Origin of the sequence: Rhodococcus sp. ACPA1, from assembly GCF_002300195.1 — a bacterium.
Lineage (GTDB): Bacteria > Actinomycetota > Actinomycetes > Mycobacteriales > Mycobacteriaceae > Rhodococcus_F > Rhodococcus_F opacus.
In genome coordinates this window covers 549,317-569,671 of sequence record NZ_NSDX01000008.1, presented here as the reverse complement: position 1 = coordinate 569,671, position 20,355 = coordinate 549,317, and the positions used below count along the sequence as shown (strand labels likewise).

Sequence of the window (20,355 nt, the reverse complement as noted above, 5' to 3'; positions counted from 1 at the left end):
CCCACGAATATACGTTCTGCATACTTCCTGGTTACAAGGAGCGTAGCGCTTGATCGCGTAAACCCTTGTAACGACGAACACCGATCGCTACAGTAAATATACGTTACATATATAGATGGAGGTTGACGTGGACAGTTCGATCACTCGCATCGAAACCATCGTCGGTCGTACAGTCCGCCGGGACATCACTCGCCTGGTGAAGTTCGCCGAAGGAAACCTGCAACGCGCGGCCGAATCATTGGCCAACACCCCCACGCCGCACGTCGGAATCGTGTGCGGATTCTTCGTCCGTCACGCCGAACCGCCATCACCGGAGACGGACGGTCTCAATGGCATGGGTCAGCTCGCAGCAGGACTGATCGAAGCCGGAATCCCGGTCACAGTGATCACGGATGCACCATGCGCCAAGGCGGTGTGGGCCGTCGTAGAGGCCTTGCCGGCCAAGGTCGACCTCGAGATCGTGGCAGTCGATCCCGCCGCCGTCCGCGCCCTGCGGGGACGTCTGGAATCGGCAGAACACCCGCTGTCCCACATCGTCGCTATCGAGCGATGCTCACTGGGGTCCGATGGCAAACCGCACCGCGAGCACGGTTGGGACATCTCGCAGGACACCGCCCCACTCGACTATCTCTTCGAAGACGACGGTTGGACCGCTCCCTGGGTGAGCATCGGCATCGGTGACGGTGGGAACGAAATCGGAATGGGTGTTCTACCAAAAGATATCGTCGAAAACGACATCCCCAACGGCTCACTCGTAGCAGCACAAACCAGCGCCGATCATCTGATCGTCTCCGGCGTCGCGAACTGGGGCGCATACGGCCTGCTAGGGGCACTTGCCGTACTACGCACGGACCTTACAGCCAAACTGCTTGCGCATTTCAACGCCGCGAACGAGGAGAAATACCTGAGCGAGGCAGTGCACATCGGCCAAGCAATCGACGACAGCCGAACCGATCGGCTCGGCCAACTTCAGATGACCATCGATCGCCTGCCGCTCGATGATCACATCGCGATCATCGATGCCATCAACGACGTGATCTCCGCCTGACCGACCAAGGCAGAATAACCTTTTGAATCCCGGAGGCAATCCAGAGTGAAACCCGTAGAACCGCAACACCACATGGTGTGGGCAGACGACATCCGATTTCACGTCGTCGAAGCCGGCGAGGGCCCAACGATAGTGCTGGTCGCAGGGTACCCACAGAGTGTGTACGCATGGAGGCGAGTGATTCCCCTACTCGCCCAGAACTCTCACGTCATCGCACTCGATCTCCCAGGCCAGGGAGACTCCGACAAGCCATTAGGTGGCTACGACACCAAGACGACGAGCGCGCGGGTGCGAGCCCTGATGAGCGCGATGAATCAGGAACGCTACCTATTCGTCGGACACGACATCGGATCCTGGGTCGGTTACGCCTACGCCCACCACTTCGCCGACGACCTGCGTGGCCTCGTCCTGCTCGACGGAAATATCCCGGGAGTTACGCTGCAGCCGACTCTAACGCTCGGGCCGGACAATTGGCGCAACTGGCACTTCCTGTTCAACCCGATCGCGGACCTACCCGAGGCGTTGCTCGCCGGACGCGAGCGAATCCTGATCGAATGGTTCTTCAGTCGCAAGACAGCGAACTGGAGGGCGACGTTCAGCCGGGAGGACATCGACGAATACGAGCGTGTCTACCAAGCGCCGGGCGGCACCCGGGGAATGCTCGGGTACTACCGCGCGGTGCTCGAGGACATCGAGCAGAACTCATCGCTGATGACGACGAAGATAGCCGTGCCAGTCTTGGCGCTCGGTGGCGAAGTCGGCTCTGCACCCGATCTCTTCGAACGTATGAAACCACTCGGCACCGATGTGCGAGGCGGTCTCATACCGCGATCGGGCCACTACATCCCAGAAGAGGAACCCGAGGCACTCGTGCGCGAAATCTCCAGCTTTGCCTCCACCCTTCCACAATAGAAAGCCGAACCGACATACTATGAGCGCTTCCGCTGTCGACTCGACAGTCAAATCAGACCAGCCCAGTAGCAATATCCGCCCACTGGTGGTCCATCGGGGAGTGGCCTACCTCAGCGGTCAGCTTCCCAGGGAAGACGGCCGACTCGTCCACCGTGGAAAGGTAGGCGACGACATCGATCTGCCAACGGCTCAGGACGCGGCACGCCTGTGCGCCCAGTTGAGCCTCGACACGTTGCAACGCGAACTAGGTCCTGCCCACAAGCTCGCCCGCATCCTGAAGATCACAGGGTACGTCTCGTCCACACCGGAATTCACCGAACAAGGCAAGGTTCTCGATGCCGCATCGGACGTCTTCCTCAACGAGTTGGGCGATCGAGGAACCCACGCACGCAGCGCCATCGGTGTCGCGCAACTTCCTCATGGCGCATGCGTGGAAATCGAATTGATTGTGTCGGTGGAAACAGCATAGTCACCCGTGCCGAATGCCGGCCGTGACCTCGTCAGTCTGGACGACGTCACGGCCGGCACATCGAATGGGCTGTCACGTCAACTGGGCGACCCACCGTCTCACATCGTCCGCAGTCCGAGAAATCGCTCTGAGCGTGTCGCCGGAGTTCTCCACTCGGAATTGTCCGCACCATTGGTCCGGTAGCAGCTTGCCCGGAGTGGGGCGTGGGGCGTATCTGATCACATCGCCACCACGCGCCGCGCTCACGCTGCACCGACCGGAGTCTGCACCCTCGACACCACGGCGGTGTGCGCTCCACCTGGGCGGTTCCACCGATCACCGCACACCAGATGCGCTCGCGACCAACATTTCAGCCACGGCATGTCCCCGTCCGTCAACACGATCACCACATACGGCGTGGGACTCGCAGGGTGCTATCGGCGAACTCGAAGAGTTCCTGTCCCGCTGAGGCCACCACCGACCTACTCGGCAATCTTCAGACACACCGGGGACCGGCATCTGGAAGCGAGCAGACCGCACCCGGAGGGGGTAGACGCGTGCTCTGCTTGGCCGTGGCGCCCGCTCCCGGCCACCCGAACAAGTCCTGTGCAGGTGGCCGGGACGTGCTCACCCTGTGCGTTCTGTGAGGGCATACGTGCCGGCGACTCGCAGCAAATCGAGTCGTTGAGCGTCGACGCTGCCCGCATCAGCGCTGTAGGCGATGATCTTCAGATCTTCCCCAGGAACCAGGAGTACGTCGCAATCGACCGTGACGTTGCCGACTGAGGGGTGCTGGATCGTTTTGCGATCAGTGGCGTGCACTGCAGCTGTCCCCCCTGCCCACAGCGTGGCAAAGCGCGGACTTGCCTTTCTCAACTCTGCGATGAGGGAGGCCAGTTGTGTGTCGTCACTGTAGTTGGCCGATGCTAGGCGGAGGTCTGCTACAAGGGTCGCCTCCATTTCTTCCGATCCTCGCTCGGAGTGGACAGGCCATGGGGTCGCCCGCGTTTCGGCTTTGCCGTTGCCGAGGAAGGTGGCTCGAACGAGATTGCGTTCGGTTGTCGGCCTGTGGAGCGGGTCTCCGAGAAGCAGCGCCCAGAGGGCCGTCCAGTACAGGAGCGTCCAGTCGGCGGAGTAAATCGCGAGAGGAAGTTCCCCGAGCCGAGCGACAAGTCTCTGCACTCCGGGCGGCACGTGGGAGGAGATAGTTCTGCTGGCTGGAGGTAGAAGACCCGCGAGCCGGTAGAGGTGATCGTGCTCGGTTCGGTTGAGCTGAAGGCTCCGGGCAAGCGCGGCAACTACCTGCATTGATGGGTTACGCGCTCGTCCTTGCTCGAGTCGTACCACGTAGTCCACGGACACTCCGGCTAACGCAGCGAGATCCTCGCGCCGTAACCCATGCGAACGGCGTTGTCGACTGTCAGGAAGTCCCACATCGGCAGGCTGAAGCCGGTCTCGCCATGTGCGCAGGATCTGTCCGAGCGAGTTGTCGTTCGTGGTCACCGCTCCATTGTCTTCCTCTTCTTCCTCCCCGTCGTGGTACTGCGAGTCCTACCGCCGAGCAGGGCACTGGTTGTCATCTCGTTGCCGATCGACGATATATCTGTTCCCACTTCCACATCGCTCGAGCTCGCACTGTCACGAACTCGACATCTACTGCCCCACTCGGAGGAACGTCCATGGAGAACTCGACTCGGGATTACCCGTCGGCGCGGCCGAGCGGCCCACTGAACGGGAAGGTCGCGATAGTGACCGGAGCACCCCGCAGCATCCGGCGAGCAATCACACAGGCTCTGACCGACGACGGTGCATCCGTTGTCGTGCACTACAGGAGCCGCCGCGCGGAGGCCGAGGAAACCGTTGCGGCACTTCGATCCCGGGGCGCGCAGGCACTCGCAGTCCGAGCCGATCTCACCAAGAACTCAGAGGTTTCAGTACTCTTCACGGCGACAACGGCTCACTTCGGCGGTGTCGATATCGTCGTCGCGAACGCCGGCGTCACTGCACCCCTCACCTCCCTCGCCGAGGTCACGAACGAGCAGTTCGACCGGCTACTGGCGGTCAACACTCGCTCAGTCTTCTTGTGCTCCGGGAGGCGGCGAGAACAATCCGCGACGGCGGCCGGATCATCAATATCACCTCCAGCACGGTCAAGTTCACGCCAGCCGGGTTCTCCGCATACGCAACCACTAAAGCCGGCGCGAACGTGACAGTCGGCGTGCTCGCAAACGAACTCGGCAACCGAGGTATCACAGTCAACTCGATCATGGTCGGCCCGGTGGCTGCCGGATTCCTCGCCGCCGACTCCGAAGTGGTCGCGGGAGCGCCGCCAGGCATGATGGAATCGCTCGCCGCGGCCGCGCCCATGAGGCGACTCGGGCACCCCTCGGACATCGCGGGCATCGCGGCATTTCTCGCGACCCCCGCCGCCGGCTGGGTCAACGGCCAAATTCTCTTGGCCAACAATGGCGGATCGATCTGATGCCGATGCGCATTCATCACGATCTCGCTGCCATCATTCACGCATCCGCAACGGAGGTATGGGCACTGGCCGGCAACTTCGGCAACATGTCCTGGCATCCCACAGTGACCGTCTGCACCATCGTCGACGGTGTCGCGCAAACCCCCGGCGCTATCCGCGAGATTGACCTCCAAGATGGCTCACGCATTCTCGAGCGCCTTGGCGAACTCGATCACGAGGGTCGGAGTTTCACCTATTCCTTCGTCGGTGCTCCTCCGATTCCGGTGAGCGCCTCCCGCACCTCGGTCACCGTCACCGCGCTCCCGGCCAGACCGCACGCCCGCACACGCATTTCCTGGCACGGCGAAGTCGAAGTCGCCGATGACGCCGCGCGGGCAACAGTCGAGCACGTCAACTGCCAGATCGTCTGGCCCTCCACCGTTGATGCTCTCGCATCGACCCTCGGCGTCGAGTACTCACTCGACGTCCCCTCGCAAGGAAACACGAAAGGCAACGCCACGTCATGACCACCACCTCTAGCGGGATTCTCACCGGCAAGGCGACCCTCATCATCGGCGCCAGCCAGGGCATCGGCGCAGCCGCCGCCCGTCATTTCGCAGCCGAAGGAGCGCGCCTCGTGCTCGGGGCACGAAACCTCGAAGCCGCGACAGCTCTTCGTGACGAGTTGCGCGCACAGGGCCATCACGTCGAGTCCGTTTTCGTGGATGTCACTGAGGGTGACACGATCGAGGCTGCGGTCGCTCGTTGTGTGGAGACGTACGGCCGGCTCGATGCAGCGTTCAACAACGCCGGCTTCAATACGCTGGAAAACTTCCACGACTACAGCGATGAAGATTATGACCGCGTCCTGGCGGTCAACCTCAAAGGCACGTTCTTGTCGATGCAGCACGAGATCCGAGCGATGCTTGCTTCGGGAGGAGGTGCCATCGTCAACACGAGCAGCGTAGGTGGATTCGTTGGTAACTTCGGAATTGCGCCCTACATTGCGGCGAAGCACGGTGTTATCGGTTTGACCAAGGCGGCAGCTTTCGAGTACGGCGAGAGCGGGATCCGCATCAACGCCATCGCGCCGGGATCCACCGCCACCGAGATGTTGATCGGCGGGCTCGCGCAGACGCCCCCCGACATCGCCGCAAAGTTCAATACCGCCAGCCCGATGAATCGAATGGGTCGACCTGAGGAGATTCCTCCCGCGGCGGCCTGGCTGCTTTCCGATCAGGCCAGTTTTGTCACCGGCATCACGATGCCCGTCGATGGGGGGTACCTCGTTCCGTAGCTTTCACGTCTTGGGAGGAGGCCGCATCCACGAATGCGGCCTCCTCCCTGAGCGGTTACCCTCGCACGGTTATCCGGCGACCTGGCACTATTGGCGCCGTCCCGGCAGATCGCCGCTGGCAAACTCAGCAGGCCCGCTCCCTTGGGTCACCGTCCGGTGTGCATCTCGCAGGGCGGCGCACATCGCGCTGCTTACCTTGGTTGGCGACACATGGGCGGCATCGCGGAATCGGTTGTGAACAGGTTCAGGTGCTCGCCCGCAGATCCACCTGCAGCACCTGTTCGTCTCCCGGTGCAATAAGCCCCCGGAGAACGTGTTTGAGTATCTTCCCCGTTCCGGACTTGGGCAGTTCGCGAAAGTAGATTTGTTTGGGTGTCTTGAAGCCTGCGAGTTGGGTACGTGTGTAGGAGATGAGTTCCTCGGTGGACACGTCCGCGCCTGGCCGCAGCGCGACGACAGCCACCGGAACTTCGCCCCATTTCGGATCAGCGACGCCGATGACGGCCGCCTCGGCGACCGCGGGATGGGACGTAAGTACGTGTTCGACTTCGACCGTGGCGATGTTCTCTCCGCCGGAGATCACGATGTCTTTTGCGCGGTCCCGGATTTCCACCGATCCGTCGGGGTGTATGACGCCGAGGTCGCCGGTCTTGAACCATTCGCCGATCCGGGCGGCCTCGGTCGCTGCGTCGTCGTTGTAGTAGCCCAGCATGACGGTGTTCCCTCGGACAGCGATCTCCCCGAGAGTTGTGCCGTCAGCGGTGACGTCGGCGATCGGGGCGTCGTCTTTCTTGCCGACGGTGTCCAGGACCCTGATTCCTGTGCCGACCATGTTGGAGTTGCCCTGCACGGCCATTGCTTTGGAGAGATCGGTATGGCTGAGGGTGTTCCATTCGGGGCGTGGTTCGTTCACCACAGCAGGTCCGAAGGTTTCGGTCAGACCGTAGAGGTGGGTGGTGTGGATGCCGAGTGCGGTCAATTCGGACAACAGTGTGGGGGACGGCGGCGCTCCCCCGGTTCCCACCTCGACGATTCTGCCGAGAGGCCCGTTGTCTGCCTCACGATGTTGTGTGAGGTTGGTGAGGACGGTGGGAGCGGCGTTGAAGTGGGTGATGCCCCCGCTGCGCAGATGGGCCCATACTGTGTCGGGGTCGGGGCGATCGAGACAGACCTGTGTTCCTGCCGCGGCGGTGATTGCCCAGGGAAAACACCAGCCATTGCAGTGGAACATCGGCAGGGTCCACAGGTAGACGGTGTCGAGGCCGAGTTTGGCGTGGTGGGTCATGGCAAGCGCCTGCAGGTAGGCGCCGCGGTGGTGGTACATGACGCCCTTGGGCCGGCCGGTCGTGCCGCTGGTGTAGTTCAGCGAGATGAGGCTGCGTTCGTCCTCGACCGTGCGCGCGTGTTCGGGTCCGTCCGCGTCCAGGACCTGTTCGGCAGCGAGGGTCCGGATGCCGAAGGATTCTGCGGCGGCGCTGAATTCGTTATCGACCAGGACGAGTGATGCGCCGGAGTGTTGGACGATGTACTTCAGTTCCGGTGCGGCCAGGCGGTGGTTGAGGGTGACGAGCACGCCGCCGGCCAAGGGAACGGCGAAGTGCGCGAGCAGCATCAGCGGGGTGTTCGAGGCCAGGACGGCGACGCGGTCGCCCGGTTTGACTCCGTGGCCTGCGAGTGTGCCGGCCATGCGGCGGGCGGTGACCCCGAACTCGCCGTACGACCACGACTGGGAGTGGTAGGTCATGGCGGTGCGATCGGCGTGGATGGCCTCCGCGCGTTCGAGAAAGTTCAGGGGTGTCAGGACCTGATCGCCGAGATGAGCGGTCACAGCACGCTTCTTTCAGAGTCGGTGACATCGGGGATGTCGAGTACATGGCCCATGCGGTCGCGTTTGGTACGGAGGTAACGGACATTGTCGGTGGTCGCGTTGGTCGAGAGCCCGACGCGGGCAAGGACCTCGAGCCCGTCGGTGGTCAATGCCGCACATTTGGCCGGATTGTTGGTCAACAGGCGCACTCTGCCTACTCCGAGTTCCCTGAGGACGTGGGCTCCGACCGCGTACGAGCGGGCGTCGGCGGCGAGGCCTTGGGCGAGGTTGGCGTCCACGGTGTCCATCCCGCGGTCTTGCAGCGCGTAGGCGTGGATCTTGTGCGCCAAACCGATGCCACGGCCTTCGTGCCCCCGCAAGTAGATCACCGCGCCGCATTGCTCCTGACTGACCGCCATCAGTGCCTGCTCGAGTTGGCTGCCGCAGTCACACCGGGTCGAGGCGAGAATGTCCCCAGTCAGGCATTCGCTGTGCAGGCGCACGAGGGCACCGGATTCACTCTCGGCGGCCGCGGCCACGTCTCCCATCACCAACGCCAGATGCTCGACTCCGTCATCGCTCGACCGGTACGCGATTGCCTGGAACTCTCCGAAGGCGGTGGGCATGCGCGAGGTCGAGAGTCTTTCCACGGGTCCTGCTTCCGGATGCAGGGATTGCGCGAGGTCGGCGATGGTGACCACGGGCAGCCCATGGCTGTCCGCGAATCGGCGCAGATCCGGCCCCCGCCGCATCGAGCCGTCCTCCGCGACGATTTCCCCGATCACCCCGACCGGAGCACGGTCGGCGAGGGTGAGTAAGTCGATTGCGGCTTCGGTGTGCCCAGGCCGCTCCAGGACACCTCCCGGGCGCGAGCGAAGCGGGAAGACATGTCCGGGGCGACGGAAGTCACCGGGGACACTGGTCGAGCGGGCGAGGGCGCGCACGGTCATCGCGCGGTCGCTGGCGGACACCCCGGTCCCGGCGCCGATGTGGTCGACGGTGACAGTGAAGGCGGTCTGGTGGGTGTCCGTGTTCACCGGCACCATCGGCGCCAACTCGAGCTGATCGGCTCGTTCGGTGGTCATCGGAACGCAGAGGATGCCGGTGGTATGGCGGACCATGAAAGCTATCTGCTCGGCGCTGACGGTGTCGGCACCGGCCACGAGGTCGCCCTCGTTCTCGCGATCTTCGCCATCGAGCACGACGACCATGCCGCCGGCCCGCAGCGCCGTGACGGCCCGGTTGACCGCGTGATCGCCTGCCCGATCCGGGGTCACCGGTGCTCCTGGCCGAGCAACATGTGTGTACCGAAATCGCGGCGGAAGTAAGTGAGCGGCGATCCGTCGTGGGCGACCGCCTCACGAACCTCGCCCAACACGACGATGTGGTCTCCACCCTCGACGAAGGAGGACGCGTCACAGACCACCCAGCCCGGTGCCCCGGTCAAACGGGGAACACCACCGACCCGAGTCCACGGTGTGTCGGCGAATTTGTCGGTCCCCTTGCGGGCGAAGGCCGTCGCTGCCGCCGACTGGGCGCTACCGAGGATATTGACGCCGAACCGTCTGCCGCGCTGAATGATCCCGAGGAGCTCGGAAGTGCGATCGAGCGAAACCAGGACCATGGGAGGTGCCATCGACAAGGATGCGAAGGCACTAACCGTCGTCCCGTGCGGTCGATCACCGTCCATCGCCGTCACCACCGAGACCGGGGTGCAGACCGCAGCCATCACCTCCTTCAGTGATGCTGCAATGTCCTCGTGTGGTGTTGTCGAGCATGTCGTCATGTTCTTCCTCCTCGCTACGTCAGCGGATGTGGTTGACGAGTCGAGTGACGCCGGGGATGTCGATGGTCAGCACTTCCCCGGGCTGTAGGTATCTGGGCGGATCCTGCCGGTAACCGATCCCGGCCGGCGTGCCGGTGGCGATGATGTCTCCGGGGGTCAGCGTCGTCCACGTGCTGACATATTCGATGACCGAGGGAACATCGAACACCAGATCCGCGAGAACCCCGGCCTGTACCCGGTTGTCGCCGAGGTAGGTGTGTACTTCCAGGGCGTTCGGGTCGGCGATCTCGTCCGCCGTGACCAGCCACGGGCCGACCGACCCGGATCGGTCGAAGTTCTTTCCCGCTGTGGCCTGCGTTCCGTGGAGTTGGAATTCCCGGACACTGTTGTCGGCGAAGGCGGTGTAGCCCCAGACGTGGTGCGCCGCATCTCGGGCCCGAATGTTCCGGCCGCCGCGGCCGATGACGATCGCGATCTCCCCCTCCCAGTCCAAACTGTCGGACGCCGGCGTTCGTTCGACCGGCTCCATGTGCCCGACGAGCGACGAGGGGAAACGGACGAAGAACGTGGGATGTTGCGGCGGTTCCTTATCCATCTCGACGGCGTGGTTGTGGTAGTTGAAACCGACGCAGAGGATCCGCCGCGGATCGGTGACCGGCGGTAGCCAACGGGTGATCCGGTCGAGATCGATCACCGGGCATCGGTGGAGATCCTGATCCGTCAGAGCAGCGAATTTGTCGATGTCGACGTCAGCGGTCACCACACCGGTGAGCCCGGTCACGTCCCGCGGTCGGCCGTCTGCGTCGAGGACGACGGTCCGTGGATCACCGTCCTGTTCGACCGTTGCCAATCGCATCAGAAAGCCTTTTCTTCGGTGAGGATGGTCGAGGCCTGACCGAGGAGGGTCTCGATCCGGTCGATGCCCGTCGATGTGGGCGTAATTAGCGGGGACCGCACGTGCGGTGAGGCGATCCGTCCCTGCTGGTGCAGGACCCACTTGGCCGGTGCCGGATTGGTCTCCACGAACAGCAGGTCCACCAGCGGGTGCAGCGCGTAGTGAAGTGCGCGGGCACCGTCGTGATCACCGGATGTCCACAGTTCGTACATCCGCGCGACCGTGTGGGGGGCGATGTTGCTGACGGCGCTGACGAATCCGACACCGCCGAGTGCAAGCAGGGGAAGGCAGAGCAGTTCGATGCCGGACCACACCGAGATATTCTCTCCGGCTTCGTGAATCACCCGGGAGAAGTGTTCGAATTCCTTCGTTGTTTCCTTGATACCGACGATGTTGTCGAAGTCCCGGTAGAGGCGGGCGACCGTGGAGGGGTCCAGTTCGACGGCGGTCCTCGAGGGAACGTTGTACATGATGATCGGCAGGTCCGGGAACTCCCCGGCGATGGTGGCGTACCACCGGTACAGCGCCTCTTGGGTGGGTCGCGCGTAGTACGGGGTGATGATCAAGGCCGCATCGGCGCCGGCGGCACGAGCGGCTGCGGTGATCTCGAGGGTTTCGTCCAGCTTGGCCGATCCGGTTCCAGGGATGAAGGGAACGCGGTCGTTGATCTCGTCGGCGACGACCTCGATCGCCTCGATCCGCTCGGCGACGGTCTGTGCGGCCGGCTCCCCGGTTGATCCACCGATCGACAATCCGTGCGATCCGGCCGCGATTTGCCACTGGACCAGTCGGCGCAGGCTTGCCGTGTCGAGCGCCCCGCTATCGGTGAACGGGGTGATCAAGGGTGCGATCGATCCGGTGATCAGTGCGGTGTCGGTGCGGAATCTCATGCCAGTACTCCTTCGCGATTGGTCGACTCGAGCACCGTTGCTGCCACCGCCAGATCGGCCAGACCCATCCCGAGTCCTTTGAAGATCGTCAAAACGGGGTGCAGCGGACGCACCACCGCACCGGTGAGAAGGTCGCCGAGGGTCTTGACGGGGGTCCAGTCCTCGCCGTAGTACTCGGTCAGCTCCCGGGATGATCGACGTGCGTTGGCGATACTGTCGACGACCGCCAGGTCGGCGTCGGCCAGCAACGCGGGATCGAACTCGGCGTTGCTCGGCAAGATCGCGCCGACGGCATTGAGGTGCGTTCCCGGGGACAACAGTCCTCGCGGGAGGAACGGTTCCGTCGCTCGGGTGATGAGGGTGACGATGGGGGCCCCGTCGACGGCCTCGGCGAGTGTGGGGGCCGCGACGGCGTCGATGCCGAGGTTTTCGCGCACCGTTGCCGCGAAACCGGTCCGGCTGTTCTCGGAGCGGCTCCACACCCGTACCCGGGTGATCGGTCGAACTGCACATACCGCAGCAACTTGTCCCAATGCCTGCCGTCCGCTGCCGATCAGGGCGAGCTCGGACGCATCGGGGGCACTCATCAGGCGTGTCGCCAGCCCGGAGACCGCCGCGGTACGCATCCCACCCAGCGCACCGGCCTCGAGCACCGCACGGGGGGTACCGGTAGTGGCGTCGAACAGCGTCATCAGCGCCGAGGCACCTGCCGGAGTGTTGACCCAGGTCTTGAACGCGACGAGGCCGGCGCCCTCGTCATAGGCACCGAGAGCGTGCGCGCTGCTGGCCGGCTCCCAGGTCGTCATCGTTTTCGGGATGTTTCGGGCGGTGCCGTCGACTTCACGGGTAATCGATCGGGTGACCGACTCGATGGCGTCGAGGATCGAGACCCTTTCGCGTACTTGCTGTTCCGTTATCCACGGTACGTTCATCGTGTTCCTTGCCAGTTGTGTGTTCGAGGGCGGACACACCCGTGCAATCGGTGCGCACGGGGTGTGTGGTCCTCATTCCCGCGGAACGGATCGGCGATCCATACCACTGAGGCTGTGATGCACCTAACAATAGAGATTCCGTGGTATAAAGCAAATATCAAGATATCGATACACGCATCATTGATTGCTTATAGAGGGACCATGGAAGCGCAACTGTCGCTCAAACGCCTGGAAGTGTTCCGGCTCGTCGTCGAAGAGGGAAGTGTCACGCGAGCCGCGGAAGTGCTGATGGTCGCCCAGCCGGCCGTCTCGGGACAGTTGAGGGCTCTCGAATCATGGCTCGGCGCAAAGCTGTTCGTCCGCCGCGGTAACCGAATGTTGTTGACAGAAGCGGGCGAACGCGCCAACCAATGGGCGAAGGAGATGTTGGCCTCGGCGGCCCAGATCAGGCGCGACGTCGACGAACTCGGATCGGGGCGAGGCGGCGCCGCGTCCATCGCATCGAGCATGGCGGTGGGCAGCTACCTCCTCCCGCCGATTCTGTCCCGGTTCCAGCGCGGCCGGCCCGGTTCGGACCTCACCCTTTCCAGCTCGCAACCCAACGAAGCGTTGCGTGCGGTGGAAACCGGTGAGGCGGACTTCGCCGTCGTGACCTGGGATCAGCGGCACCTCCCGGACACCATGTCCTCCGACGTCATCCGCACCGAGCCGATCACCCTCTGCGCCGGGCCGGGCCTCGTCGCCCCGTCGAGGGCGCTATCCCTCGACGAGGCATTGGAGCTGCCGTTCGTCGGCGCGCCGCGGGAGGTGATCTACCAACGCAACCTGATGGAACAGCTCACCCGGCTCAGCGACATCGAACCGAATTTCATCATCAGATTCGGGCATGCCGAACCGATGAAGCAGGCCGCCGCCGAGAACGCGTGGGCGATTTTCGCCCCGCGCTACGTCGTCGAATCCGACCTCGCCGCGGGCCGACTACAGGAGTTGGCCGTTCCCGGCCTCGAACTCACCGAGCGTATCGCGTTGCTGTGGCGGCGGGACAAGTTCTTCTCGCCACTGCAGCAAGCGGCCGTCGACGAGATCCGCGACGCTCTCCGATCCCGGTGACGCCGCGGTCACGCACTGTCACCACGACCAGTTCCGCTCCTGCGGCGGCGACCAGACTCCCGCTTCCCGCAGATACGGCAACACCGGTGAGAACGACTCCAGCTCCTGTGGACTCCACAGAGGAAAGTTGATCAGCACATTCGATGTCGCCGTGGTGCGCTTGAGCGAAATGATCTTCTCCGCGACCTGTTCGGGGGTTCCGATCAGCTGCAAAACCGATCCGGCACCGCCGAACGCGCGGGTGGCTTCGTCCTCCCCCATCTTCTCGTACATCGACCGGGAGGATTCGATCGATCCGAGCACATCAGCGGCGATCTCCTTGGTGGCCTCGACGTTGAGAGTCTGCAGCAGACGCGCATATTCCTCCTCGGCCTCGCCCTCGTTCGGGCGCACGATCGCCATCGAGAACGGACACGTGCCCACCGCTCGTTTACTCTTTTCGGTCAGCGCGGCCAGCCGACGATCGACCTCACGCACCAACTCCTCGGTGTTTGCCAACGTCACCAACTGATCGCAGAACCGTGCAGCGAACTCGGCGCCCGCCGGAGACGCGCCCGCACTGACCAACAACGGGTGTGGATCCTGCACGGGGCGGGGAGTTTTGATTCGCCCGGCCACGCGGTAATACTTGCCGTCGACGTCGATGGGTTCGTGCTCGGTCCACAATCTTTTGACGATGTCGACGAATTCGGCTGCCATGACGTAACGCTCGTCGTGGTCGATGAACGGCTCCCCGAACAGTGCCGCCTCGTCGGCACTGAATCCCGTCACCACGTTCCAGCCCCACCGCCCGTCGCTGAACGCATCGAGCGTGGCGCCCATTCGGGCGACATGGGCGGGCTTGTGGTGAGTGGTGTGGAACGTGGAGATGACGCCGATGTGCTCCGTCGTTGCCAGCAGGGCCATGGCCAGCAACGGCGCGTGATACGCCGGCGACTGGTGCCCGAACTCTTCGGCGACACGTTGGTGCCCGGACCAGTTGTCGGCGATGAACAAGGAATCGAAGCCCACCCGTTCGGCCGCCTGGGCGAGTTCGACCAGGTTGGCTTTCGTCATCGCCGGTGTTCGCCGAGCAGCTTCGTCCGAGTACAGGAAATTGGTCTTTCCGCTGGGAAAGAAGTGCCCGAGGCTCAGCTGCGAAGGGTCTTCGGTTCTCGGCTTCATGGTGGTCCTCTTCGAGTGCTGCGCGGAACTCCCCGCACAAAGGTGGATAGTGATCGCAATCACACTATCGTTCCCGCGACATAAGGCAAGAATCATCTTTCTGATGAATCCATAAGAAGACGGTTATTCGCTTGTCGATCTTCGGAATAAGTGGCGACTTATGCCCTTATCTCCAATTCGGTAATTGTTTATATAGCGGTGCGCTCTTAGTGTGACCTGGAGCACTGATTTCGAGGCGGGGCCGTCGCGAGCCCACGAAAGGACCGGACCATGTCCACTATCGGCACGGGAGACCGGATACCGCATTGCCCGGTGTCGGAAACCATCACGACGAACACAGCCGAGGGCGAGCAAATGACTTCGCCGACCGGAGGATTCGAATTCGATCACCTGAGTCCGGGTTGGAATGACACGACCCTCTGGGACGCGTACGAGCGCTTGTTATCCGCCGGCGCTGCGACCTACTCGCCTCTCCACGGCGGATACTGGATCATCAGTCGCTATTCGGAGGTCAAGAAGGCGCTTCGTGACCACGAGACCTTCTCCTCTGCCTCTGGTCACCGGATCCCGATGGTGGACGGCATGTCGTCGATACCGATCGACTACGACCCCCCGGTGCACACCCACTATCGGTCGTTGCTGACGCGTGCGTTGACTCCCGACTCGATACGTGATTTGCAGCCGTGGCTCACCTCGATGATCTCCGAGGTCGTCGCCGCGTTCTACCAGTCAGGTGGAGGCGACGCCGTAGCTGAGGTCGCACTGTCGATTCCGCTGCGCGTGCTCACCAAGATTGTCGGTTTCTCCCCGGCAACCGTGGCGCGCTTTCGCGAACTGACCGAGGACATTTGGAAGGACGGGACGGCCGAGTCTCAGCTTCGAGGCCGCGCGGCGCTGGTCGATGCCCTCGACCGCGACATCGACGAGCACCGCGCCCGTCGGCCCGACGACTACCTGACCTGGCTCCTCGATGCTGAAGTCGACGGACGCCCGATCGACATCGGAGAAATACACTCGGTGCTTCTGACGCTGGCTGTCGCCGGCCACGAGACAACCTTGAATTCGGTGAGCACCCTGCTGTATCTGCTGGCATCGGATTTGCCCTTGCAGGAGCGGCTTCGCGCCGACCCCAGTGTCGCACCACGGTACGTCGAGGAGATGCTGCGGCTCCGTACACCTGCACAGATGTTCGCCCGCCGCACCACTCGCGCAGTCGATGTCGGCGATACCACCATCCCGGCAGGCTCGTGGGTACTGCTTCTCAATGCCGCAGCCAACCGCGACCCCCACCAGTTCGAGCACCCCACGGCGTTCGACATCGACCGTTCCGCACGAGGCCACTTGGCATTCGGGTGGGGCATTCATCAATGTGTCGGATCTGCACTTGCCCGATCCGAACTGCGCATCCTTCTCGAAACCCTCTGCCAGTATCCGCCGATCACGCTGGCGGCCGACCCCGCCTTCACGGCCATCGAGGCCGGGACACATTTCGGATTACGAAAACTCCCCCTGGCTTTCATCGACGCTGCACCCAGGAGCTGAAGCACTATGACACCGCACATCCACATCGACACCGCGGCCTGCAATGGCTACGGAAACTGCCTGGTCGCCGCGCCCGACGTCTTCGACCTCGACCCCGACACCAACATCGCCTTCACCCAGCCCGGCCACCCCACGGAGGCAGACCACGACAGCCTTCGTGAAGCCGAAGCCGACTGCCCCGTCCGGGCTATCCGAATCTCCGAGTCCTGACCATGAACGCCGGAGCCACCACCGTCATCGTCGGCGCCTCCGTCGCCGGAATCCGAGCGGCGGCGGCGCTACGACACAACGACCCGCACCGCCGCATCGTCCTCGTCGACGGTGAAGACGAAGATCCGTACGACAAGCCACCACTGTCGAAGGCGGTGCTGTCGAACACCGACCTCCCGTCGCCGACCCTGACCGACCACATCGGACACGGCATCGACTACCTCCGGGGAACACAGGCCGTCGCCGTGGATCCAGCGGCGTCGACACTCACCCTCGGCGACGGGAGCGTCATCGGCTACGACAGCGCCGTCCTCGCCACCGGCTCCGCACCCCGCCGCCTCCCCCAGCTCGCCGGGATACCGGGCGTGCACTATCTCCGAACCCTCGCCGAGGCGACTGCACTGCGCAACGACCTGCGTCGCCGCCCACGCGTCGTCGTCATCGGCGGCGGATTCATCGGTTCCGAAGTCGCCTCCAGTGCGCGCGAACTCGGACTCGACGTCACCATCATCGAGGCCGGACCACGGATCGCGGCCCGGGTGCTGCCGGAACCGGTCTCCCACGCGCTGGCGGCACTACACGCACAACATGGCGTGAGCGTGCGATGCGGAACCGCCGTGCACGGTGCGTCCTATGACGCAGATCGGCGAGCCGTCGAGTTGAACCTCGACGACGGGGACACCATCGTCGGCGACGTAGTGGTGGTGGGGATCGGGACCACGCCCTGCACCGACTGGGCGGCCGACTCCTCGCTCCCCATCCGGGACGGCTTCGTGTGCGGCCCCGACCTGCGGGTGAAGGGCACATCGAACCTCTACGCCATCGGTGACGTCGCCCGCTGGTTCAACCCCCGCTACGGCGAGGAGATGCGAGTGGAGCACTGGACCAACGCCCGCGAGCACGCCGGGATCGCCGCGCACAACATCGGGCATCCGCACTCACCACGCCACGCGGCGACGGTGCCGTTCGTCTGGTCCGATCAGCACGGCACCCGGATCCAGCACGTGGGCGACCCGAACCTGACCGCGGTGGACGTCGACGCAGTGCACCTTTCCCACTCCGCTCGGGTGTTCACCTATTCGCGTGACGGAATCACGGTGGGGGCCACCGCCTTCAATGCCCAAGGCGCCCTAGCGAAGATCCGCAAACAACTGGTCGACCAGCGTGCAGCCGTGATGCACGCCGACCACATCTACCACTGAACGAGGACGTGCCATGACCGCACCGCCCACCGATCGTCCTGACCCGAGCACGAGCACGCCGCTTCCCGGCAGCCCCGCCGAAACGCCCACCAGTGCACTGCGGCAACGGCGCAGCCTGATCGGTGTCACACTCGGCAACGGACTCGAAGTATTCGACTGGACCTGCTACGCCGTATTCGCACCCTTCTTCGCCAAGTCACTGTTCAACCCCCAGAACGCCACCTCCGCACTGCTGTCCACCCTGGTGGTCTTCGGCGTCGGATTCGCGATCCGTCCCTTCGGCGGACTCCTCTTCGGGTGGATGGCCGATCGATTCGGCCGCAAGCACTCACTGCTCGTAGCGATCGGGTGCGCGTCGACCGGGATGCTCCTCATCGGTCTCACACCGACCTACGCCTCCGTCGGTGTTCTCGCCGGCGCAGTCCTTCTCGTCGCACGACTGCTGCAAGGCCTCGCACACACCGGGGAAGTCGCCGCCGCCTACACCTACATCGCCGAAGAAGCACCTCCCGCCCGGCGAGGCCTGTGGTCCTCCTCGATCTATGTATCCGGATTCCTCGCGATCATGGCCGCCACCATCATGGGCGCCCTCCTGACCACCGCTCTCAGCGAGCACCAGATGGCCACCTGGGGTTGGCGCCTGCCATTTCTCCTCGGCGCCGCCCTCGGCCTGGTAACCCTCTACCTACGCCGCGGCATGGACGAAACCCACGCCTTCACATCCGCCACCGCGGCCCCCACCCGGAACGCCAGCCCGAAACGATCTGTCTTTGCGAATCTGTGGACCTACCGCGCCTCCGGGACCCGCGTGTTCCTGCTCATGGCATCGGTCACCGCCATGTTCTACGCCTGGGCAGTGAGCGGACCCACCTGGGCAATCTCCGTCGCCCACCTCGACCCCACGGCAGCGTTGTGGGCCGGCGTGATCGCGCTCGCCGTCAGCGCCTCGGTCCTACCGCTGCTCGGTTCCCTGTCGGACCGTATCGGTCGACGCCGAAGCTTCTACATCTACGGCCTCGGCGTCGCCGTCACCGCCTTCCCCCTCGACCACCTCGCCCGACAAGGCGCATGGCAATTCGGTCTGGCCATGACGATCGCGCTCGTACTGTTCGCCTTCGTCGCCTCGATCCTGCCGGCGGTCCTGTCCGAACTGTTCCCGACCGGCGTACGCGCCTCAGGCATCGCCATGCCCTATGCGCTCTCGGCCGTCGTGTTCGGCGGAACCGCCCCCTACCTGCAGCAGTGGACCGCGCAACACAACGTTTCGTACCTGTTCGTCGGCTACCTGGCATCGGCCGCTCTCCTCGGCGCCCTCGTCATGCGGTTCACCCCCGAGACCGCCGGCATATCCCTCGAACCCACCACACCCGACAGCACCGATCCGATCCAGGAGAAGAAATGAGCCCGCACGCCCACCTGCTCGACAGTCGCCAGGCACCCCCATACCGGCGGGAACAATGGTCCCCGCTGATGATCAGCGCCGCCGAGATCGAAACCGCCTTCACCGCACTCGAAGCCGGCGAACCCGATGACCGGGGCCGCCGCGAGATGCTGATCGTGCATCCGCAAGCGCCGAAAGGGGTCCGCGGCCTCGCCCCCGCCACACAGGTCAGCCTCGGTGTCCTCCTGCCCGGGGAATCCACCGTCCCCGTACGCGCCAACACCACCGGCCTGTCGATGTGTCTGGCCGGCAACGGCACGGTCAGCATCGGGGCCCGCACCATGCGCGTGGTCCAGCAAGACGTGTGGACCAAGCCGTCGATGAACCTCGAGGCGCTGGCCAACAACGGCACCACCGCCTTCAGGTATCTGCGCTACACCAACGCGGCACTGCTGGAAGCCATCTCTGCCTACTACGAAGACTTCGGCAGCACCGTCGAAACCCACGACCACGATGTCGTCTCGGCACCAGGACGCCGCGCGAAAGACCTCGCTCCCGCTATCGCGTTGGGCGATGACGGCAGCCAACTCCTGCCCTACGAACACATCATCGACCCCGACCCGATCACCGACTCCCCCCTCCTCTTCGCCTGGGCGAAGGTCAGCCAACACCTCAGCGGCGTCCTCGGCCTCAAAACCGGATACACGGGTCGGCCACTGCATTGCCTGTACAACCCCTCCACCGGACGCCTCAACGGCACCACACCCTCGTTCTTCGCCACCATCACCGCGATCGGTGGCGACTTCGCCGGCGGAACCCACCGGCACATGAGCTCCGCCATCAACTACCACTTCGCCGGCAACGGATACAGCATCGTCGAAGGCCAGCGCTTCGACTGGTCCGCAGGCGACCTGATGCTGTCCGCACCCGGATGGGCGGCGCACGCACACACCATCAGCGGTGAAGGAGCCCGCATCCTCACCGTTCAAGACCACCCCCTGCACACCTCCACGGGATCGCTCGTCTGGCAAGAAGACATCGACAACGGTGAAGTCTTGGCCCTCGGAACACAAACAGGCTTCGAGACCAACCTCGCCGAGTACGCCACACAGCAATAGACCGCCCACACGACGTGCTTCAGCCGTCAACACATCGGGCGCGCCCCATAGTCTGACGGATGCACCGAACCCGCTCCGTGCGAGCGGGTTCGGTGCCCGCGGAGCATCACCATAGAACACACGGTGTCCAAAACCGTTCCCGGGCAGAACAC

The 20,355-nt window shown here is 63.9% G+C and carries 20 protein-coding genes and 1 pseudogene; 13 read left to right on the top strand and 8 right to left on the bottom strand.

What is annotated here, in order from left to right:
- Nucleotides 1-115 precede the first annotated feature (115 nt).
- The 3 genes from CJ177_RS35670 to CJ177_RS35660 all read left to right on the top strand — a co-directional run bounded on the left by CJ177_RS35670 (nucleotide 116) and on the right by CJ177_RS35660 (nucleotide 2,429).
- Nucleotides 116-1,048 (top strand): glutamate cyclase domain-containing protein, encoded by a 933-nt coding sequence (locus CJ177_RS35670; RefSeq protein ID WP_095869945.1) that lies wholly within the window; start codon nucleotides 116-118, stop codon nucleotides 1,046-1,048.
- A 72-nt stretch (nucleotides 1,049-1,120) separates the two neighbouring features.
- Nucleotides 1,121-1,960: an alpha/beta fold hydrolase gene (locus CJ177_RS35665; RefSeq protein ID WP_179443376.1), complete on the top strand. Its 840-nt coding sequence runs from the start codon at nucleotides 1,121-1,123 to the stop codon at nucleotides 1,958-1,960.
- 19 nt (nucleotides 1,961-1,979) lie between these two features.
- Nucleotides 1,980-2,429 (top strand): RidA family protein, encoded by a 450-nt coding sequence (locus CJ177_RS35660; protein ID WP_095869943.1) that lies wholly within the window; start codon nucleotides 1,980-1,982, stop codon nucleotides 2,427-2,429.
- 606 nt (nucleotides 2,430-3,035) lie between these two features.
- Here CJ177_RS35660 and CJ177_RS35655 read toward each other — a convergent pair.
- A complete protein-coding gene (locus CJ177_RS35655) occupies nucleotides 3,036-3,911 on the bottom strand; it encodes a helix-turn-helix domain-containing protein (RefSeq protein ID WP_095869942.1) in 876 nt (291 codons plus the stop codon).
- Here CJ177_RS35655 and CJ177_RS49560 point away from each other — a divergent pair.
- The 4 genes and pseudogenes from CJ177_RS49560 to CJ177_RS35635 form a co-directional block, all read left to right on the top strand.
- Nucleotides 3,869-4,459, top strand: a pseudogene (locus CJ177_RS49560) (SDR family NAD(P)-dependent oxidoreductase); the annotation flags it as partial. The gene CJ177_RS35655 and the pseudogene CJ177_RS49560 overlap by 43 nt on opposite strands.
- A gap of 32 nt (nucleotides 4,460-4,491) precedes the next feature.
- Nucleotides 4,492-4,890 carry an SDR family oxidoreductase gene (locus CJ177_RS48755; RefSeq protein WP_095869940.1) on the top strand — a complete coding sequence of 133 codons (399 nt, stop codon included), beginning with the start codon at nucleotides 4,492-4,494 and terminating at the stop codon, nucleotides 4,888-4,890.
- Nucleotides 4,890-5,396 carry an SRPBCC family protein gene (locus tag CJ177_RS35640; RefSeq protein ID WP_095869939.1) on the top strand — a complete coding sequence of 169 codons (507 nt, stop codon included), beginning with the start codon at nucleotides 4,890-4,892 and terminating at the stop codon, nucleotides 5,394-5,396. Before CJ177_RS48755 ends, CJ177_RS35640 begins: the two co-directional genes overlap by 1 nt.
- Entirely contained in the window at nucleotides 5,393-6,166 is a 774-nt protein-coding gene (locus tag CJ177_RS35635) for an SDR family NAD(P)-dependent oxidoreductase (RefSeq protein WP_095869938.1), read from the top strand. Before CJ177_RS35640 ends, CJ177_RS35635 begins: the two co-directional genes overlap by 4 nt.
- Nucleotides 6,167-6,410: 244 nt before the next feature.
- Here CJ177_RS35635 and CJ177_RS35630 read toward each other — a convergent pair whose 3' ends face one another.
- Genes CJ177_RS35630 through CJ177_RS35605 form a run of 6 tightly spaced genes read right to left on the bottom strand, consistent with a single transcriptional unit; the run spans nucleotide 6,411 to nucleotide 12,476 of the window.
- Nucleotides 6,411-7,994: an AMP-binding protein gene (locus CJ177_RS35630; RefSeq protein WP_257014838.1), complete on the bottom strand. Its 1,584-nt coding sequence runs from the start codon at nucleotides 7,992-7,994 to the stop codon at nucleotides 6,411-6,413.
- Nucleotides 7,991-9,250 (bottom strand): GTP cyclohydrolase II, encoded by a 1,260-nt coding sequence (gene ribA, locus CJ177_RS35625; protein WP_257014837.1) that lies wholly within the window; start codon nucleotides 9,248-9,250, stop codon nucleotides 7,991-7,993. The genes CJ177_RS35630 and ribA overlap by 4 nt, the downstream gene beginning before the upstream one ends.
- Entirely contained in the window at nucleotides 9,247-9,759 is a 513-nt protein-coding gene (locus tag CJ177_RS35620; RefSeq protein ID WP_095869937.1) for a flavin reductase family protein, read from the bottom strand. The genes ribA and CJ177_RS35620 overlap by 4 nt, the downstream gene beginning before the upstream one ends.
- Nucleotides 9,760-9,778: 19 nt before the next feature.
- On the bottom strand, nucleotides 9,779-10,615 hold the full coding sequence (locus CJ177_RS35615) for a fumarylacetoacetate hydrolase family protein (protein ID WP_095869936.1): 837 nt from the start codon (nucleotides 10,613-10,615) through the stop codon (nucleotides 9,779-9,781).
- Nucleotides 10,615-11,544, bottom strand: a complete 930-nt coding sequence (dapA, locus tag CJ177_RS35610; RefSeq protein ID WP_095869935.1) for a 4-hydroxy-tetrahydrodipicolinate synthase — start codon at nucleotides 11,542-11,544, stop codon at nucleotides 10,615-10,617. Before dapA ends, CJ177_RS35615 begins: the two co-directional genes overlap by 1 nt.
- Nucleotides 11,541-12,476 carry an ornithine cyclodeaminase family protein gene (locus CJ177_RS35605; protein ID WP_095869934.1) on the bottom strand — a complete coding sequence of 312 codons (936 nt, stop codon included), beginning with the start codon at nucleotides 12,474-12,476 and terminating at the stop codon, nucleotides 11,541-11,543. Before CJ177_RS35605 ends, dapA begins: the two co-directional genes overlap by 4 nt.
- 201 nt (nucleotides 12,477-12,677) lie before the next feature.
- On the opposite strand from CJ177_RS35605, the gene CJ177_RS35600 reads away from it, so the two are divergent.
- A complete protein-coding gene (locus CJ177_RS35600; RefSeq protein ID WP_095869933.1) occupies nucleotides 12,678-13,586 on the top strand; it encodes a LysR family transcriptional regulator in 909 nt (302 codons plus the stop codon).
- An 18-nt stretch (nucleotides 13,587-13,604) separates the two neighbouring features.
- Here the strand turns inward: CJ177_RS35600 and CJ177_RS35595 are convergent, their stop codons facing one another.
- Nucleotides 13,605-14,750 carry an LLM class flavin-dependent oxidoreductase gene (locus CJ177_RS35595; protein WP_095869932.1) on the bottom strand — a complete coding sequence of 382 codons (1,146 nt, stop codon included), beginning with the start codon at nucleotides 14,748-14,750 and terminating at the stop codon, nucleotides 13,605-13,607.
- A gap of 354 nt (nucleotides 14,751-15,104) precedes the next feature.
- Between CJ177_RS35595 and CJ177_RS35590 the strand changes: the two genes are divergently transcribed.
- From CJ177_RS35590 to CJ177_RS35570, 5 genes are read left to right on the top strand one after another with little or no spacing between them, the layout of a single operon-like run.
- A complete protein-coding gene (locus CJ177_RS35590) occupies nucleotides 15,105-16,292 on the top strand; it encodes a cytochrome P450 (protein ID WP_179443368.1) in 1,188 nt (395 codons plus the stop codon).
- A 6-nt stretch (nucleotides 16,293-16,298) separates the two neighbouring features.
- Entirely contained in the window at nucleotides 16,299-16,502 is a 204-nt protein-coding gene (locus tag CJ177_RS35585; RefSeq protein WP_095869930.1) for a ferredoxin, read from the top strand.
- Nucleotides 16,503-16,504: 2 nt separating this feature from the next.
- Nucleotides 16,505-17,704, top strand: coding sequence for an NAD(P)/FAD-dependent oxidoreductase (locus CJ177_RS35580; RefSeq protein ID WP_095869929.1), 1,200 nt, complete (start codon nucleotides 16,505-16,507; stop codon nucleotides 17,702-17,704).
- Nucleotides 17,705-17,717: 13 nt separating this feature from the next.
- On the top strand, nucleotides 17,718-19,106 hold the full coding sequence (locus CJ177_RS35575; protein WP_095869928.1) for an MFS transporter: 1,389 nt from the start codon (nucleotides 17,718-17,720) through the stop codon (nucleotides 19,104-19,106).
- Nucleotides 19,103-20,203, top strand: a complete 1,101-nt coding sequence (locus tag CJ177_RS35570; RefSeq protein WP_095869927.1) for a hypothetical protein — start codon at nucleotides 19,103-19,105, stop codon at nucleotides 20,201-20,203. The genes CJ177_RS35575 and CJ177_RS35570 overlap by 4 nt, the downstream gene beginning before the upstream one ends.
- Nucleotides 20,204-20,355 lie beyond the last annotated feature (152 nt).